The sequence below is a fragment of the Myxococcus sp. XM-1-1-1 genome (genome assembly GCF_020037095.1).
Classification (GTDB): Bacteria; Myxococcota; Myxococcia; order Myxococcales; family Myxococcaceae; genus Myxococcus; species Myxococcus fulvus.
In genome coordinates this window covers 41,322-57,160 of record NZ_JAIQDH010000023.1, presented here as the reverse complement: position 1 = coordinate 57,160, position 15,839 = coordinate 41,322, and the positions used below count along the sequence as shown (strand labels likewise).

Here is a 15,839-nt window from a genome sequence, read left to right as displayed (position 1 = left end):
GGGAATCGTTGTATAGGCGGTCACTCCAGAGCCTCCAACTCGCCCGGTAATTCCCTCGCCCTGGCTCCGGACCGGCTGTGCCCCACGCCTCAATCAACCCATGTCCGAGCGGTGAGCTGGGGGGCCCGCGCTCGAACTGCGAGTGACACCATGCCCGTGACGGTTCAGAAGCAGGAAGAGACCGGAGTCCCGGCCCACGCCCCGACAGGGCGCTGCCCCCACCTGGGCGCCCAGTACAACCCCTTCGCGGGGCCGCACGTGGACAACCCCCACCCGTTCTTCGAGCGGCTGCGCAAGGAGGAGCCCGTCAGCTTCAACCCCATGCTCGGCATGTGGTTGGTCAGCCGCCACGACGACATCCTCCAGGTCCTCAAGGAGACGACGCGCTTCTCCAACCGGGACATGCTGGTGAGCGGCACCCAGCTCACGGAGGAGGCCAGGGGCATCCTGTCGCAGGGCTTCCCCATCGCCCACGTGCTCCTGGGCATGGACCCGCCGGACCACACGCGCCTCAGGCGCCTGATGAACCGGGGCTTCACCGCGCAGCGCATCGCCGGGATGGAGCCCTTCATCGAGAAGATGGCGCGCGAGCTGATTGGCCGCTTCGCCAAGGACGGGCACGCGGACCTGGTGGAGCAGCTGGCCTATCCGCTGCCGGCCCACGTCATCCTCGGCGTCATGGGCGTGCCCCAGCAGGACGTGTGGAAGATAAAGAAGTGGAGCGCGGACTGGCAGTCGCTCACCTTCGAGCACGTGCCCGCGGAGAAGCAGGCGGAGATGGCGCGGGGGGTGCTGGAGTTCCAGCGCTACTGCGTCAACCTCATCGAGGAGCGGCGCAAGGCGCCCCGTGAGGACCTGACCAGCTACCTGGTGGAGGTGGAGGCGGACGGCGAGGCGCTGAGCGTGCACGAGCTGGTGATGGCCATCGGCGCGTCCTTCCTGTCCGCCGGCCACGAGTCCACCACGGCGCTGATGGCCAACACCTGGAAGCTGGCGCTCGAGCACGGCCTGTGGGGACGTCTCCGGGAGGACCCGGAGCTCATCCCCAAGTTCATCGAGGAGGGCAGCCGCTTCGACTCCGTCCAGCACGCCATGATTCGCACCGCCCTGGAGGACGTGGAGGTGGGCGGCATCCAACTGCCCAAGGGCTCCCGGCTGCTGCTGCTGTACGCGGCCGGCAGCCGCGACGAGTCGCTCTGCCCGCACGCGAACAAGCTGGACGTGGACCGCGAGAAGCCGCCCCAGCACCTCACCTACGGCCGCGGCATCCACTTCTGCCTGGGCGCGCCGCTGGCCCGCCTCCAGACCCAAATCACCACCCGCATCCTCGTGGAGGCCGTCGCCCACCCGCGCCTGGTGCCCAACCAGGACTACGGCACGTGGCAGAGCATCGTCCTGCGCCAGATGCGGCACCTCAAGGTGGAGTGGGACGCCACGCCTTGAGCCCGCTCACGCCTCGCGCGTGACAGCTCCCATGTCGTTGCCCGGGGCCCTGTGGACCTTCATCGGTCTCCAGGGCCCCGCGCATGTCTGGCGTCTGACTTCAGTGACCGAATCCCTCCCACCGGAGTCCAATCACACCCGCCCGGGGCCTCGAAAGGCAGTCATTGTTGACCCCCAAGGGGTTTTCGCGGACTGCTTGTGGCTGTTTGAAAAGGGCGTGCGTACGTTACAGAGAGAAATTTCTTGCCATACTGGCCGTTCTTGCGAGAAAGAGTCCTGGAATACCCCGCTTGCTCGTGAAACGAAGGAGCCCCCTCATGTACGCCGAAGTCGTTGACGAGGCGGATGTCCAAATCGCGCGGCGCGTCGATCGCCAGGCGCTGTCCAAGCTGACCCGGGAGATGTCGCGGGTGAGCAATGCTCGGGCGGTGTGGGCGCTCGCCTCCCAGTGGCTCGTCATCGCGGCGGCGTTCGCCGGGGTGGTGTGGGTGGACCGGTGGTGGGCGTGGCCCATCGCGGCGCTCATCATCGCCACGCGGCAGCACGCGATGCTGGCGCTGATGCACGAGGCGGCGCACTACCACTTCCTGTCCAACCGGAAGGTGGGCGACGTGGTGGCGGACTTCCTGTGCGCCTTCCCGCTGAACATGACGACGGCGGGCTACCGGCACCAGCACATGGAGCACCACCGGTACGTCAACACGCAGCAGGACCCGTACTGGGCCTCCATGCAGGGCGACGCGTCCTGGCACTTCCCGCGCACGCCGCTGCGCGCCGCGGCGGTGTTCGTGGGCGACGCGCTGGGCCTGTACGCACCCAACCACCTGAAGGTCGTGCTGCCCTGGACGTACTGGGGGCGGCTGTTGGGTGGCGCCAAGCCCCGCATCAGCGCCGCCGAGCACGCTCGCTACTGGACGTACGTGGCGCTGCTGGTGACCACGCTGGTGACGACGGGCGCGTGGCTGCACTGGCTGCTCCTGTGGGTGCTGCCCACGACGACGGTGATGATGGCGTTCTTCCGGATGCGCGCCCTGGGCGAGCACCCGCTGGACATCGAGCCCAAGGGCGACGAGACGCGCGAGACGCGCGACGTGAAGGGCACGCTGCTGGAGAACTTCTTCGTGGCGCCGCTCAACTGCAACTACCACCTGACGCACCACGCGTTCCCGTCCGTGCCCTTCTACAACCTGCCGGTGATGCACGACGCGCTGGACCAGGCGGGGCTGCTCGAGGACGGGGTGAACCGCTTCGACACGTACCTGGGCAAGCACAACAGCCTGGTGCAGTACCTGACGCGCACGCCGGGCTCCGGGTTGGAGGAGTCGCTGCCCACCGCGCCGCCGCCGCAGACCTCGGGCGTCCGGCTGCCGCTGCACTCGTAGCGCCCGGGCGCGCGCTCGCGGCCTCCCTTCAGGGGAAGCGGCGCAGCGACGTCCAGGGGAAGGGCTTCCAGAAGGGCGTGGCCACCGCGTCGGTCTCCAGCGGGAACCAGGGCCCGGTGTCCCCTCCCCCTGACAGGATGTGGAAGTCCTGGGCGGGCATGAACCCCTGGCCCAGCAGCGCCACGCGGCGGCCCCCCGCGTCGGCCGCCACGTCCAGCACCAGCACCGCGTGTCCCGGGCTGCCGCCCAGCACGAAGAAATCCCCGGGACGCACGTCGTCCTTCGTGGGCCGGCCCTTGGCGCCCTCCAGCGACAGCGTGCCCGCGTACATGAAGACCAGGTCCAGGTAGGCGCGGAACGCGCCGCGCGAGCTGTCCGCCGCCGCGCTCTTCACCCACGTCACCTTGGAGCCGGAGATCCTCGCCCGCTCGCCGGAGGCGTACTTCGTCCACGAGGCCAGGTGGCCGCTGGTGAAGCGGTAGGCGATGCGCTCCTTCTGGTTCGCGGACCACAGCCACTCGGCGTGCAGCCGGATGACGGAGTCCGCGCACTGCTGGAGGTTGGCCGTGCCGATGTCCAGCTCCGCCACCGCGGCCAGCCGCGCGTCGTCCGCGGGCAACACCTGTCCCCCCTTGAAGTGCAGCACGGGTGTCCCCGGCGCGCGCAGGGGCAGGCCGCGCAGCCACGCGGCGAACGTGCCCGCCTCCACGCCCACCCGCGTGTAGCCCTCCGGTGGGGGCACGGCGAGGTCCAGCGGACGGATGCGCGCGTCCTCCGACAGCCACGTGTAGCGGGCGAGCTCCTCGCGCGTGGGGGCCCGGGGCTCGGCGTCGGACACAGGGGCCTGGGCGACGGTCCTCGTGAGCACTTCGCCTCGCACGTCCAGGGACGGGGCGGCGCCGGCGAGGCCCGGGCCCAGGAGCGCGGCGACCAGGAGCCAGGAGCGGCGAGGGAGGACGGACGGGTGTTCGGGGGCAATCACGAGCGTGGGACTCCAGGAGGCTTCGGGGCTCTTGCTGGGAGGATTGTCGCCGGCCGGAAGTTCCCTCGCAGCCCTCGAATGCGGGGCGGTGAGGTCGCCTGCCCTCTGTCCGGGTGACGACCAGTGGAACGACGACAGCCCGTCCTCCACGGCAGGTGCGTGACCACGGGCGAGCACTACCTTTGCGAGAAGATGCGCCGCCAGGCGAGCCTCGTGCTGCTCAACATCCTGTCGCTGTCCCGGCTGCCCATGGCGGTGGCCTTCATCCTCGTGCCCGACGCGATGGTGCGGGCGACGCTCGTCGTGCTGGCGGCGCTGTCGGACTTCCTGGACGGATGGATTGCGCGCAACAAGGGGCTGGCCACACGGCTGGGCGCGCTCATCGACCCGGTGGCCGACCGCGCCTTCATGGTGACGGCCATCCTCGTGTGCTACCTGGACGGGCTGGTGTCCCTGCCGGAGGTGCTGCTCCTGCTCGTGCGCGACATCGGCACCGCGGTGGGCTTCGTCGTCGCGCGAGGGGTGCCCGCCCTGCGGCGCGTGGAGCTCAAGGCGCGGATGCTCGGCAAGGTGGTCACCTCGCTGCAGCTGCTCGCGCTGTTGTGCGTGCTGCTGTTCCCCCCGGCGGTGCGCCCGCTGGTGGCGCTCATCGCCCTGCTGTCGCTGGCGTCGGTGGTGGACTACACGCGCGCGGTGCTGCGAGCCCGGATGAAGCCTCGTGAGGCCGCGCGGCCTCCCGTGGGCGACGGGCATGGGACGCGGGGGACGCCCATGCCCACGGCTCGCAAGTAATCAGCCCGGGGGCGGCGGGGCGGAGTCCTCCGACTCCGCGAGCCCCAGGATTTGGGCGCGCTCGGAAGCCACCGCGGCGCGCTCACCCTCGCTCATCTCCGACCAGACGTCGTCCAGGTCGTCCAGCAAGGCATCTTCCTCGGGCGAGCCACCTTCCGGATGTCGCGCTCGCACATTCGAGACTTTGCGCAGGAGTGCGCGGTATCGGTCAAAGGCCGTCATGACGGGAACCTCCCTTCGTGCGACGACGAGGCTGGGAGCGGACGACTGACGCGAGCGGACCTCGCGCCCTCAGTCCTCGGGGTCCTCCTTCCGCACCACCGAGATTTCTATCGTCTCGTGTCGGCCCACCATGTCCACCACGGCGTAGACGCGGTCTCCCGGGTCCAGGTCCCGCACGCCGATGCTCCGGCCCTCCCGCAGCACGCGCGTCCTGGGGCCCACCTCCAGCGTCAGCGCCTCACCGGAGTCCTGTCCGATGACGACCTCCGGCGGCGCCACCGAGCGCACCACGCCCGAGTACGTGGCCTTCACCACCGCGGTCCCCACCGGCGCCGGCACGGTCGTCCCCGCGGGCGGTACGTCGCGCGCCGTCCCCGTGCCGTCCTCGGGGCGCGCCTGGGTGCCCGAGCCGCCCGTGCCTTGTGCTTGAGCGTCCGTGCCCTGTGCCTGGGTGCCCGTGTCTTGCGCCTGAGCGCCCGTGCCTTGGGCCTGGGCGTCCGTGCCGCGCGGCGCTCCCGCGTCCATCTGGGCCCGCAGCCTGGAGACCTCCTGGCGCAGCTGGCGCACCTCCGCGCGCAGCCCCGAGATGCTGTTCCACAGCTCGGACACCTCGCCCGCCGAGGGCTCTGCCTGACGCGAGGGCGCCGCCACCGCCGAGGTCGTCTTCGGGGCCTCGTTCGACTGCGCGTTCGCCGTGCAACCCCCGCCGCACAACAGGACGCAGAAGCCCGCGACCGCCACCGCCATCCCAGCCGCTCTATGACGCATGGTCACGGCCTCCCTTCGTCCTTGGAAGATGGGGCCTGCCCACCCATGGACAACCAGCGACAGGGCAGGCCGGCGCACGGGGAGCAAGCCGCCGGGAGTGCGCCCCTTCGGCACCAGGCACGGCAACACACCTGCCTGCCGCCGCGAATCGGGCGATAGTGCGGCCCCACCCCGGCTCCGGAGCACGGCCATCACGACGAAATCCCCCGAGGAGACGCCCACCCAACCCGGGTTTCGTGTTCCGAACTGGCCCCCGCCCGCCAACGCCCTGAGCGCACCCGCGCCGGAGCTGCTCGCGCCGGTGACGGGGGTCCCCGCCGGCACACCGCTCCAGCAGAACCGGTTCATCACCGAGGGCTACACGCGCCTGGCGCGCACGCTCCAGGAGCTGGTGGACCCGGAGTTCCATCCGACGCACGGCAGCCAGGCCACACCCGGTTGGTTCGCCTTCGCCATCCATGCCTCGCACGAGGCCGGCAAGGGCATGCTCGGCGCGGCCATCGCCCGGCGCATCATCGACCTCGCGCAGGGCGAGCCCCTCCCCAGCCCCGCCCGGACCTATGACCGCATGGGCCTCACTGGCACCGCGCGGAAGGGCGCGGAGCAGCTCTCCGAGGCGCTCGGTGGACATGGCCTGCCCCAGGACGCGGCCACCGCGCTCGGCGCGCTCGCGGGGGCCATGAACCTGGAGCCGCTCGGGGACCCGCGCACGCTCTGGGCCACCGCGCATCGCTTCGCGCGGCTGTTCTTCCAGGCCCCGGGAATCCTGCCGCTCGACAAGGCGGAGTCGCTCGCCATCACCCTGGAGCGCATGCTCAACGAGGGCAACGTCGCCATCTTCACCGACATCGGCGGCGCGGCCCTGCGCTACCTCGACTGGAGACCCGACACGGGCGGCGTCACCCCCGAGCGCGTGCTGAGCGACTTCACCCTCGCGGGCGCGAAGCCCGACGAGTCCCAGCACGCCTTCACCATCCTGCAGGGCCTCACCCACGAGAAGCCCGCCCCCTCCGACTTCGCGCGCCGCTTCCCGGGCATGTCCGCCATGAGCCTCGTGGTGGCCGGCTTCGCGCTGCTGGAGCGCGCCCGACAGTGCCCCGGCCCCGCCGCGCGGGATGCGCTCATCCAGGTCGCCAACAACTGCTTCGCCTGGCGCGAGCAGGCGGACGCCGTGCAGCCCGCCTTCACGCCTCCCGAGCGGCTCCCCGGAGAAATCTCGCGCGCGGACCTCACCCTGGCGATGACACCGCTGCTGCGCCTGGAGCTGGGCACGGTGGCGTGGAACTTCGCCGACTACGCGGCCACGCAGCGAGACCGCGACTCCAACCCGCTCACCTCGAAGCCCACCGAGTACAACTGGGCCCTGCTCGCGGACCGCTGGCCCGCCATCCTCACCGCCTTCGAGCTGGGCTACCGCCACCCCTCGGCGCTCTGGACGCTTCCCGCGCCCTTCACCTCCGGGGACGACGAGGTCCGCCGTCGGCTCGGCTGACGCGGCGGCGGCCCGCTCCGGCGCGCGTCGGAAATGCGCGCTGAAACTTCCCGCGCCCTCGCCGCACTGAAGGGACGCCGGGCCACACGCGCCCAGCCCCTCGGTGGCTCGGGCCGACCGCGCCCGGGGTGTGTCTTCATTCCGGGAGTCGCGTCGTGCACAAAGCATCCGTGTGGGTGAGCCTCGTCGTGGGGCTCGTGTTGGGGTTCGTGGGAGGACGCACTTTCGCGCCCGTGCCCGCCAAGGTCGCGGAAGCTCCGCGCGCGCCGTCCGCGGCCCCGCCCTCCCCCCGGCAGCGGCCTCCCATCTCGCCCGTCGTCTACAAGGTCCCCGTGGATGGCTCGCTCGTCCAGGGCTCCGAGTCCGCGCTCGTCACGCTGGTGGAGTTCTCCGACTACGAGTGCCCCTTCTGCTCGCGCGGCCACGGCACCGTGAAGCAGCTCCAGCAGCGCTACGGCGACAAGCTGCGCCTGGTGATGAAGCACCTCCCGCTGGACCGCCACCCGCGCGCCCGGCCCGCCGCCCTCGCCGCGCTGGCCGCCGGGGAGCAGGGCAGGTTCTGGGAGTTCCACGACGTCCTCTTCTCCAATCCGCGCGCGCAGCAGGAGGAGGACCTGGAGCGCTATGCGAAGGAGCTGAAGTTGGATGTGGAGCGCTGGAGGAAGGACCGCGCGGACCCGAAGCTCGCCGAGCGCGTGCGCCGTGACGAGACGCTGGCCCGCCTGGTCGGCGCCACCGGCACCCCGGCCTTCTTCGTCAACGGGCGCTTCATCAACGGCGCGCAGCCGGTGGAGGTCTTCACCGGCGTCATCGACGAGGAGCTGGCGAAGGCGGAGGCGCTGGTGAAAGGCGGCGTGCCGCGCGCGGAGGTCTATGCGCGCACCATTGAGCGCGGCGTGGACCGCCCGCCCGCGCCGCCCGCGCCCGCGGAGGGGGCTCGCCAGCAGGTGGAGGTGGGCAAGGCGCCGTCGCGCGGCCCCGCCAACGCGCCCGTCACGCTGGTGGCGTGGTCGGACTTCGAGTGCCCGTTCTGCTCGCGCGCCGTGCCCACCCTCAAGACGCTGGAGAAGGAGTACGAGGGAAAGTTGCGCGTGGCCTTCAAGCACCAGCCGCTGCCCAACCACCCGAACGCGAGGCTCGCGGCCGCGGCGTCCCTGGCGGCACATGAGCAGGGGAAGTTCTGGGAGTTCCACGACCTGCTCTTCGCCAACCAGCGCCAGCTCGAGCGGCCCGCGCTGGAGGGCTACGCGAAGCAGCTGGGGTTGGATGTGGCGCGCTTCAACCAGGCGCTCGACTCCGGGAGGTTCGACGCGGTCATCGCCGAGGACTCGCGCGAGGGCACGCGCGTGGGCGCCGGGGGGACGCCCACGTTCTTCATCAACGGCCGGCCCATCCTCGGCGCGGTGCCGGTGGACCAGTTCCGCCGCGTCATCGACGAGGAGCTGAAGAAGGCCGGCGTGGCCACCCGCTAGCGCGCCTGCGTGCCCCGCGTCACCGCGCCGTCACGGCGGGGGCGCGGGGCTTGGGCACCAGGAAGAGCAGCCGGCCCTTCTGCTTCATCATGCCGGCGGCGAGCTCCGCCTGGGAGCCTCGGCCCCAGAAGACATCCACGCGGCCCGCGCCCCGGATGGCGCCGCCCGTGTCCTGGTTGAAGACGAAGCGCGACAACGGCCGCCACTGCACCGAGCCGTCCGCCATCCGCACCGGATGGTCCGTGTGGATGAAGGCGAGGCCCCCCTTCGGGAACAGGCGCGCGTCGGTGGCGATGGAGCGCCCCGGCGTCACCTCGCGCCCCAGTGAGCCCACCGCCGCGCCCGGCAGGAAGCGGAAGAAGACATAGGACTCGTTGTAGTCGAGCACGCGCTCGCGCTGGCTCGGGTTCGCCGCGAGCCACGCGCGCAGGGCCTGCATGGACATCTGCTCGCGAGGGATGGCGCCTTCCTGGATGAGCAGCGCGCCGATGCTGCGGTACGGGCGGCCGTTCGACGCGGCGTAGCCCACGCGTCGCTCGGTGCCGTCGATGAGGCGCAGCGTGCCGCTGCCCTGCACCTCCATGAAGAACAGCGACACCGGGTCCTTCACCCACGCGAGCTCCAGCTTGCGCTCGCCCAGCTTCCCTCCGCGAATCTCGGCGCGGTTCCAGTAGGGGACGACGCGCCTGCCCTCGAGCCGGCCGAAGACGCGCTCGGAGGCGAAGCGCTCCGCGAAGGGCTCCAGCGGGACTTCGATGAGGTCGTCCGGCGCGGAGAGCACGGGGATGCGGTACTCGGCCGTGGGCGCGAGGCTCGCCTCGATGACCGGCTCGTAATAGCCGGTGAAGAGCACCGTGCCGTCCTCGCCGCCCGCGGACTCCAGCAGCTCGAAGTCCTCCATCACCGCCTTGGACACGTCGAGCGAGGACATGCCGTCGGTCAGCCGCGCGCGCAGCCGCTCCAGCGCGGAGACCAGCTCGCCGGCCGTCACCTCGCGAGGCCCGTAGACGAAGCGGTGGTCCACGGGTCGGGTCCGCAGCCAGCTGAGGCTCTGGTCCAACGCCACGCGCAGCGACGCCGGGTCCGCGTCGTCCATGAGCGCCACGTTGGAGGCGAGCTCGGCGACCAGCGCATCTTGCGGACGCGTGACAGGGGGACGGGGCGCACGCGCGCACGCGGCGCAGACGAGCAGCAGGCACAGCAACCCAAGGCGACGAGAGGACCGGGTGGGCATCACCCCTCGTACCTACTCCAGCCCGTGCACGGGCGACACTTCCGGACAGCGCCGTGCCGGGAAGCCACGGGCCGCCGACGACACGTCCCAGCCCTCAGCGACGGGGGAGCCCTCACGCCCGGACCCGCGCCATGCACCGGGCCCGCAAGCCGTCCACCCCGGCACGCAGGCGAGCAGCCCCTGGCGTCACCGCGCGAGCATCGCCCCCATCCTTTCCGCACACGTCGGGCGCGGCCATGCCGGCCATGCCCTCGGGAGGATTCATCGTGAACGCAAGGAAAGTGGCGAGGGTGCTCGGATGGGTGAGCATCGGACTGGGGTTGAGTGAGCTGGTGGCGCCCGGCGCGCTGGCCCGCTTCCTCGGCATACGACGAGGCACCGGACTGCTGCGCGCCTATGGCCTGCGCGAAATCGCGGCGGGCGTCGGCATCCTGACCCGCGCCAATCCCACGCCGTGGGTCTGGGCACGCGTGGGAGGAGACCTGCTGGACCTCGCGAGCCTCGGCCCGGCGGTGAAGCACAGCCCTCGCAAGGAGAACGTCGCGGGCGCCGTCGCCTTCGTCCTCGGAGCCACCGCCGTGGATGCCTGGTGCGCCCGACGACTCAGCGCCTCGAACGTCTGACTCGAACGCCTCACCGCCCCGTGAGCCGCGCTCCGGGGCGGTGTCGTCTCCGCGTCCCGCGCCATCGCGACGCAGCTCCGCGTCGAGGTCCAGGGCCCCCTCCACACGGAGGTCCGCCGTCGTGCAGCGCCTCGCGCCCTGCGAACCTCACGCGCGGGCTCGACCTCTCTTCTTGCGGACCGGAGCCGTGAGTCGCCGTCCCAGGTGGGCGATGAGACTCCGACGACCGTCGTCTTTCCGGCAGGGGCTCCCTCCCCGGAGACAACGACTCCTTGCCCGGGGGAGCGACGGCACTGCTGTCCCCCGGGCCCAGCATCGCGCTCGGGCGGCGCACCGACACGGCGCCGTGGTGGGTGAATCGGAACCTCCTCACACCCGGCAACGACCTGAATCCCGAAGTGCCCGCGTATGGAAGGATTGTCTCCCCTCCCCCGCGATGACACGCCTCGGCCTCCTCTTCCTGCTGCTCCTGGGTGTCCTCCCGGCACGGGCCTCGTCTGCCGACGAGCCCTCGGCCCTCGTGGCTCCCACCCTCGCCCAGGACGCCCCCGCGCGCTTGCCCGAGGGCCAGGTCCTGGACGCGCCTGTCTCCGTGGAGCTGGAGCTGACCCTCGACGAGGCCGGCGAGGTCGTCGAGGCCCGCGTCGTCGGTGAGCCGCCGGTTGCGCTCGCCCGCGCCGCGCTGCACGCCGCGCCCCGCCTGCGCTTCCACCCCGCCACCTCGCAGGGCCAGCCCGTCGCCGTTCGCGTCCCCTTCACCTACCGCTTCGAGCCCCCTCCCGTGGAGGACACCCGCGCGGTGCTCACCGGCCGCGTGCGCGCGAAGGGCAGCCGCAAGCCGCTCGCCGGCGCCATCATCCGCACCCACACGGCGACGGTCGAAGCCGACGCCCAGGGCCTGTTCCGACTGGAGCTCCCTCCCGGCGAGCACGCGCTGAAAGTCACCTCGCCGGGCCACCGCCTGCTGTACCTCACCGAGACGGTCGAGGCCCGACAGCGGCTGGAGGTGCTCTACACACTGGAGCCCCTCGCGGTGAACCCCTACGAGACGGTGGTGCGCGCGGACCGGCCGCGCACCGAGGTCTCCCGCGTCACGCTGCACGAGCAGGAGCTGCGCGAGGTCCCCGGCACCATGGGCGACCCGTTCCGCGTGGTGATGCTGATGCCCGGCGTGACGACGCTCGCCTCCGGGCTCTCCTACCCCGTCGTCCGCGGCGTACAGCCCGCCGCCAGCGCCTTCTTCGTCGACGGCGTACGCGTGCCCTTCCTCTACCACCTCATGCTCGGCAACGCGGTGGTGTACCCGGACCTCGTCGAGTCCCTCGACTTCCAGGTCGGTGTCCCCTCCGCGCGCTACGGCAGCCTGCTGGGCGGCGCGGTGGACGCGCACGTGAGCCGGCCTCGCGAAGAGGGCCTCCACGGCAGCGCGTACGCGGACCTCATCCAGGCCGGCGCCTTCCTGGAGGTGCCCATCCCCGAGACGGGCACCACCGTCGCCGCCGCCGCGCGCGTCAGCTACACGGGCCTGGTCATCACCCGCGTCATCAACACCGTCAACGCGCCCTCCTCGTACACCTCGGGCGACGGCACCGTGTACCGCGACTCCGGCGAGCCCAAGGTCTACGCGGACTACTGGGACTATCAGGCCCGCGTGGAGCAGCGCGTGGGCCAAGGACAGCTCCGCCTCCTCGCGCTGGGCACGTCGGACGCGGTGGGCCTCACCGCGCGCGAGCCGGAGACGGGCGACTCGGGCGGCGTGGGTCTGCTGTTCCATCGCCTGGACCTGCGAGGCCGTCACCCCCTCGCGGGAGGCGAGGCCGAGGTGGGCCTGACGCTCGGGTATGACCGGCTCGGCCTCGCCTACAGCAAGGGCCTCCGTCAGCCGGGCTCCTACGAACTGTCGCAGGGCAGCGTGGCCCTGCGCGCGGGCTACACGCGGGAGCTCTCGGCGGACCTGAAGCTGGAGCTCTTCAGCCACGCGGAGCGCCGCGAGGCGAGCATGCTGGCCATCGGCCGGTTCCGGCCCGTGGGGCCCTTCGACGGGAAGGACGCGTACTCGCGCCCCGGCATCCTGGGCACCTTCGCGGGCGTGGGCACGCAGCTGACGTACACGCCCTCCGCGCGCTGGGTGCTGGTGCCGGGCCTGCGGCTCGACAGCTACCACGGCTTCGGAGACCGCACGCGGCTGGCGCTGGAGCCCCGGCTCGCCGTGCGGCACGCGCTCACGGAGGGCCTCACGCTGAAGGCCGGCGCGGGCCTGTATCACCAGCCCGCCACCGTGCTGCTGCCGGTGCCCGCGGGCGAGATGCTCGCGCTCGAACGCGGCCTCCAGCGCGCGGCGCAGTTCTCGCTCGGCGCGGAGTGGCGCCCCCTCAACGGCTGGGAGGTGACGGCGGAGGGCTACTTCAACCCGCTCCTGCGCACGCTGGAGTTCAACTTCGAGGACGTGCTGAGCAACCTGCGCCGCCGGGGCCTCGAGGCCGAGGACGTGGAGCGCCACGGCCACAGCTACGGCCTGGAGCTGATGGTGCGTCGTCCCCTGGGCCGCCGCTGGTTCGGCTGGCTCACGTATGGCTTCAACCAGAGCAAGCGCTTCGAGCGCTACGCGAAGGTGGGCCCCAATGGCGAGGAGCTCGGCATGGCCGAAGGCTATCTGCCCTACACCTTCGAGCAGGCGCACTCCATCAACGCCGCGCTCAGCTACCGCTTCGACTTCGTCACCCTGGGCGCGGTGGCGCACTTCAACACCGGCCGTCCGGAGACGGGCCAGTTCGGCTACCGCACCATGCGCGAGGGCGTGGGCGCGGACGGCGAGCCCGAGTGGAAGCCCGTGGGCCGGGGCGCGGTGGACCGGCTGCCCTCGTTCTTCCGGCTCGACTTCCGCGCCTCGCGCACCCTCGTCTTCGATTCGTTCCTGCTCGACGTGTACCTGGATGTCTTCAACGTCACCGCGCGCAGCGAGGTGCTCACGCGGGACTACGGCTACGAGGGTGAGGACGGCCAGCCCGTGCGCCTGAAGCGCAAGGACTTCGGCATCCCGGTGATTCTGCCCACGCTCGGCGCCAAGGGGACCTTCTGACATGCACCTGCGTCACGCCCTGCCCCTCGTCCTCCTCACCTCCGGCTGCGCGCTGGAGCCGGAGACCCCCGTCTTCCTCTCCGGTACCGTGCTGGAGACCGACGGCACGCCCTGGCGCGGCGGCCCGCTGACGCTGATGCGCCCGCGCAAGCTCCCGGGCCCCAGGCCGCTCCCGGGCGAGCCTCCCACCGGCCAACCCACGCTGGCCTACGAGCCGTGGGCCCAGGTGACGCCGGACGCGGATGGCCTGTTCCTGCACGAGCTGTCCGCGCGAGACACCGGCGCGGACCTGCTGGAGCGCCCCACCCCCTGGGCCAGCCTCAAGAACTTCCAGCTCCACCTGCCCCCCGTGGACGGCGCGCGGGACTTCCTGGCCCTCCACTTCGTGCTGGACGTGGACGTGCCGCCCCTGCGCCGCTGGGACAGCCGCGTCCAATCCCATCCAGACGCCGCCGGCGTGAAGCTGTCCTGGGTGGACGTGCCCGCGCTGGCGGACATCCCCTCGCACACCTACGCGGTGCAGGCCCGCGGTGAGTGGGGCGTGGTGTGGACCCAGGACACGCGCTCCGGCGAGGCCTTCCTGGGACCGGAGATGCTGGAGGACTTCGCGCCGCCCTTCGCGTACGTGCAGGCCCGCGCGCGGGGACAGCGCTCGTGGATCCAGAGCGCGCTCGAATACACGGACGTGCACGAGGCGCCCCCGGTGCCGCTGCCCTTCACCGGCGCCGTCCCCGTCAGCCGGGGACAGCCCTGTGAGACGGACGCCGTGGTGGACCCGTGCCCCTTCACCGACGGGAAGCTCGAATCGAAGCGGGTGCCCATCTCGCGCTTCGGCTCACTGGAGGATGAGCTCGTCTTCCGGCTGCGCGAGCCCACCCGCCCGCGACGGGTGCTGATTCGGGGCCACACCGGCACGCGCCCCCAGGAGGTCTTCCACGTGGAGGGCTCGCTGGAGGGCGGAGCCTGGGTGGCGCTGGGCCAGAGCGCCCCGGCGCCGGAGCTGGGAGACGCGCCCTACACGGATGACGTCAACACGCAGTTCTCGTTCGAGCGGGACGTGGACATCCCCCTGGCCGGGGGCGCGCCGCTCGTGGACAAGGTGCGGGTGTACTCGCTCGGCACCGTCCCGGGGCTGCCCACGCCGTCCCGCGGCTACTTCACCCAGCTGCGCGAGGTGTCCGTCTTCTGAAGAAGCGACACCCCGCGCGAGCGGGGCTCACGCGTAGGGGTTGTAGAACCGCGCGAAGGTGGCGCGCGCGAAGTCGCCGAAGGTCATCCCCGGCTGGAAGGCGCCCACGCGGACCTCGGCGGGGTCCGTGCCCTCGGGCGGCCGCAGGTGCTCCTCGTTGTCGGGCTGCATGAAGACGGCGAACGTGGAGCGGGAGATGTTGCGGCTCGCCGGGTGGGCCAGCGCCTGCACCGCGTGCGGCGTGGAGCGCAGCAGTCCCCCCGTCACGATTTGCGCGCTCTCGCCAATCTGGAACGCCAGACAGTCCTTGGGGATGACGACCTTTCGCTCCTCGCCGGAGCGCGTGCGCACGTAGAGGCCCGCGTCCGGGTCCGGCACCGGGATGTCCTGGCGCGTGGGCTCCGGGGCGCCGGGCTCCGCGTCGAAGTACATGGCGGGGCACAGCGCCGTCAGCGAGCCGTGGTCGCTGTGCCAGCCGCACCACGAGTCGCGCGTGCGCGGCGTCGCGTCCTCGTTGATGGCGAAGTAGTAGAGCAGCCGCGCCTTGCACGCGCGCGACTCGCGGATGGTGCGCGTAAGGCTCGCGTCCGGGGACAGCCGCTCGCCCAGCTTCGCCTTCACGTAGCGGTCGCACTGCGCGGCCACCAGCAGCCCCACGTCCACCATCTTCCGTCCCAGCGACTGAAAGGCGGGGCGCAGCGCGGGGAAGTCCGCGTCCGGCCACACGTTGGGCAGGTAGTTCTCCGGGTACTTCTCCACCAGCGCCGGCGCCACCGCGGGCGCGTCGTACTGGGGATTGTTGTAGTAGGAGCCCTTGAACTCGTCGAACTGGCCGGGCTTGAGGACCTCCTTGCCGTGGCTCCAGCCGAACGAGTAGCTGCTGCGCTCGTGGACGTAGCGGTCCTTCACCTCGTTGGGGAGCGCGGCGAAGCGGAAGCCCAGCGGCAACAGGCCCTGGCGCAGCTCCACCAGCCCCGGAATCCCCCGGACGATGAGCAGGCCGATGCCATCCGGGCCATACGCGCGGGCGATGTCCGCGGACAGGTCCGCGCCCTCCACCAGCTTCGCGTAATCGAGTACCACCACCGCGTCCTTCGCTGCCGCCACGTCGCTGCTCATCCCGAACGCCTCGTCTGTTCTCCCCGGGCCCCACCCCCCAAA

General features: G+C 71.7%; 13 protein-coding genes. 8 read left to right on the top strand and 5 right to left on the bottom strand.

Features of this window, described 5'->3' with window-relative positions; translation table 11 throughout:
• The first annotated feature begins 150 nt into the window (after window positions 1-150).
• Together K8640_RS33720 and K8640_RS33715 are read left to right on the top strand one after the other, a co-directional pair.
• Window positions 151-1,443 carry a cytochrome P450 gene (locus tag K8640_RS33720; protein ID WP_223750829.1) on the top strand — a complete coding sequence of 431 codons (1,293 nt, stop codon included), beginning with the start codon at window positions 151-153 and terminating at the stop codon, window positions 1,441-1,443.
• Between the two features lie 317 nt (window positions 1,444-1,760).
• Window positions 1,761-2,825 (top strand): fatty acid desaturase family protein, encoded by a 1,065-nt coding sequence (locus K8640_RS33715; RefSeq protein ID WP_223750828.1) that lies wholly within the window; start codon window positions 1,761-1,763, stop codon window positions 2,823-2,825.
• Between the two features lie 28 nt (window positions 2,826-2,853).
• On the opposite strand, the gene K8640_RS33710 is transcribed toward K8640_RS33715, so the two are convergent.
• Window positions 2,854-3,705, bottom strand: coding sequence for a DUF4846 domain-containing protein (locus K8640_RS33710; RefSeq protein ID WP_223750914.1), 852 nt, complete (start codon window positions 3,703-3,705; stop codon window positions 2,854-2,856).
• Window positions 3,706-3,999: 294 nt separating this feature from the next.
• On the opposite strand from K8640_RS33710, the gene K8640_RS33705 reads away from it, so the two are divergent.
• On the top strand, window positions 4,000-4,599 hold the full coding sequence (locus K8640_RS33705) for a CDP-alcohol phosphatidyltransferase family protein (protein ID WP_223750913.1): 600 nt from the start codon (window positions 4,000-4,002) through the stop codon (window positions 4,597-4,599).
• On the opposite strand, the gene K8640_RS42685 is transcribed toward K8640_RS33705, so the two are convergent.
• Together K8640_RS42685 and K8640_RS33700 are read right to left on the bottom strand one after the other, a co-directional pair.
• Window positions 4,600-4,728, bottom strand: coding sequence for a hypothetical protein (locus tag K8640_RS42685; protein ID WP_255653685.1), 129 nt, complete (start codon window positions 4,726-4,728; stop codon window positions 4,600-4,602).
• Window positions 4,729-4,890: 162 nt separating this feature from the next.
• Window positions 4,891-5,589 (bottom strand): hypothetical protein, encoded by a 699-nt coding sequence (locus tag K8640_RS33700; protein ID WP_223750827.1) that lies wholly within the window; start codon window positions 5,587-5,589, stop codon window positions 4,891-4,893.
• Between the two features lie 301 nt (window positions 5,590-5,890).
• On the opposite strand from K8640_RS33700, the gene K8640_RS33695 reads away from it, so the two are divergent.
• Window positions 5,891-7,081 (top strand): hypothetical protein, encoded by a 1,191-nt coding sequence (locus K8640_RS33695; RefSeq protein WP_223750826.1) that lies wholly within the window; start codon window positions 5,891-5,893, stop codon window positions 7,079-7,081.
• Between the two features lie 155 nt (window positions 7,082-7,236).
• Window positions 7,237-8,553, top strand: coding sequence for a thioredoxin domain-containing protein (locus tag K8640_RS33690; protein WP_223750825.1), 1,317 nt, complete (start codon window positions 7,237-7,239; stop codon window positions 8,551-8,553).
• Between the two features lie 19 nt (window positions 8,554-8,572).
• Here the strand turns inward: K8640_RS33690 and K8640_RS33685 are convergent, their stop codons facing one another.
• Window positions 8,573-9,787, bottom strand: coding sequence for a murein transglycosylase A (locus tag K8640_RS33685; RefSeq protein WP_223750824.1), 1,215 nt, complete (start codon window positions 9,785-9,787; stop codon window positions 8,573-8,575).
• 266 nt (window positions 9,788-10,053) lie between these two features.
• Here K8640_RS33685 and K8640_RS33680 point away from each other — a divergent pair, with 266 nt between their 5' ends.
• The 3 genes from K8640_RS33680 to K8640_RS33670 all read left to right on the top strand — a co-directional run bounded on the left by K8640_RS33680 (window position 10,054) and on the right by K8640_RS33670 (window position 14,678).
• A complete protein-coding gene (locus tag K8640_RS33680) occupies window positions 10,054-10,410 on the top strand; it encodes a hypothetical protein (RefSeq protein WP_223750823.1) in 357 nt (118 codons plus the stop codon).
• Between the two features lie 520 nt (window positions 10,411-10,930).
• On the top strand, window positions 10,931-13,489 hold the full coding sequence (locus K8640_RS33675) for a TonB-dependent receptor domain-containing protein (protein ID WP_223750822.1): 2,559 nt from the start codon (window positions 10,931-10,933) through the stop codon (window positions 13,487-13,489).
• A gap of 1 nt (window position 13,490) precedes the next feature.
• A complete protein-coding gene (locus tag K8640_RS33670) occupies window positions 13,491-14,678 on the top strand; it encodes a hypothetical protein (protein WP_223750821.1) in 1,188 nt (395 codons plus the stop codon).
• Between the two features lie 27 nt (window positions 14,679-14,705).
• On the opposite strand, the gene K8640_RS33665 is transcribed toward K8640_RS33670, so the two are convergent.
• Window positions 14,706-15,797: a 2-oxoglutarate and iron-dependent oxygenase domain-containing protein gene (locus tag K8640_RS33665; protein ID WP_223750820.1), complete on the bottom strand. Its 1,092-nt coding sequence runs from the start codon at window positions 15,795-15,797 to the stop codon at window positions 14,706-14,708.
• Window positions 15,798-15,839 lie beyond the last annotated feature (42 nt).

Excerpts from the sequence above, each read along its gene's own strand:
- K8640_RS33700 (WP_223750827.1), bottom strand. The coding sequence starts at position 5,589 with ATGCGTCATAGAGCGGCTGGGATGGCGGTGGCGGTCGCGGGCTTCTGC.
- K8640_RS33670 (WP_223750821.1), top strand. The coding sequence starts at position 13,491 with ATGCACCTGCGTCACGCCCTGCCCCTCGTCCTCCTCACCTCCGGCTGC.
- K8640_RS33705 (WP_223750913.1), top strand. The coding sequence starts at position 4,000 with ATGCGCCGCCAGGCGAGCCTCGTGCTGCTCAACATCCTGTCGCTGTCC.
- K8640_RS33685 (WP_223750824.1), bottom strand. The coding sequence starts at position 9,787 with ATGCCCACCCGGTCCTCTCGTCGCCTTGGGTTGCTGTGCCTGCTGCTC.
- K8640_RS33665 (WP_223750820.1), bottom strand. The coding sequence starts at position 15,797 with ATGAGCAGCGACGTGGCGGCAGCGAAGGACGCGGTGGTGGTACTCGAT.
- K8640_RS33715 (WP_223750828.1), top strand. The coding sequence starts at position 1,761 with ATGTACGCCGAAGTCGTTGACGAGGCGGATGTCCAAATCGCGCGGCGC.
- K8640_RS33720 (WP_223750829.1), top strand. The coding sequence starts at position 151 with ATGCCCGTGACGGTTCAGAAGCAGGAAGAGACCGGAGTCCCGGCCCAC.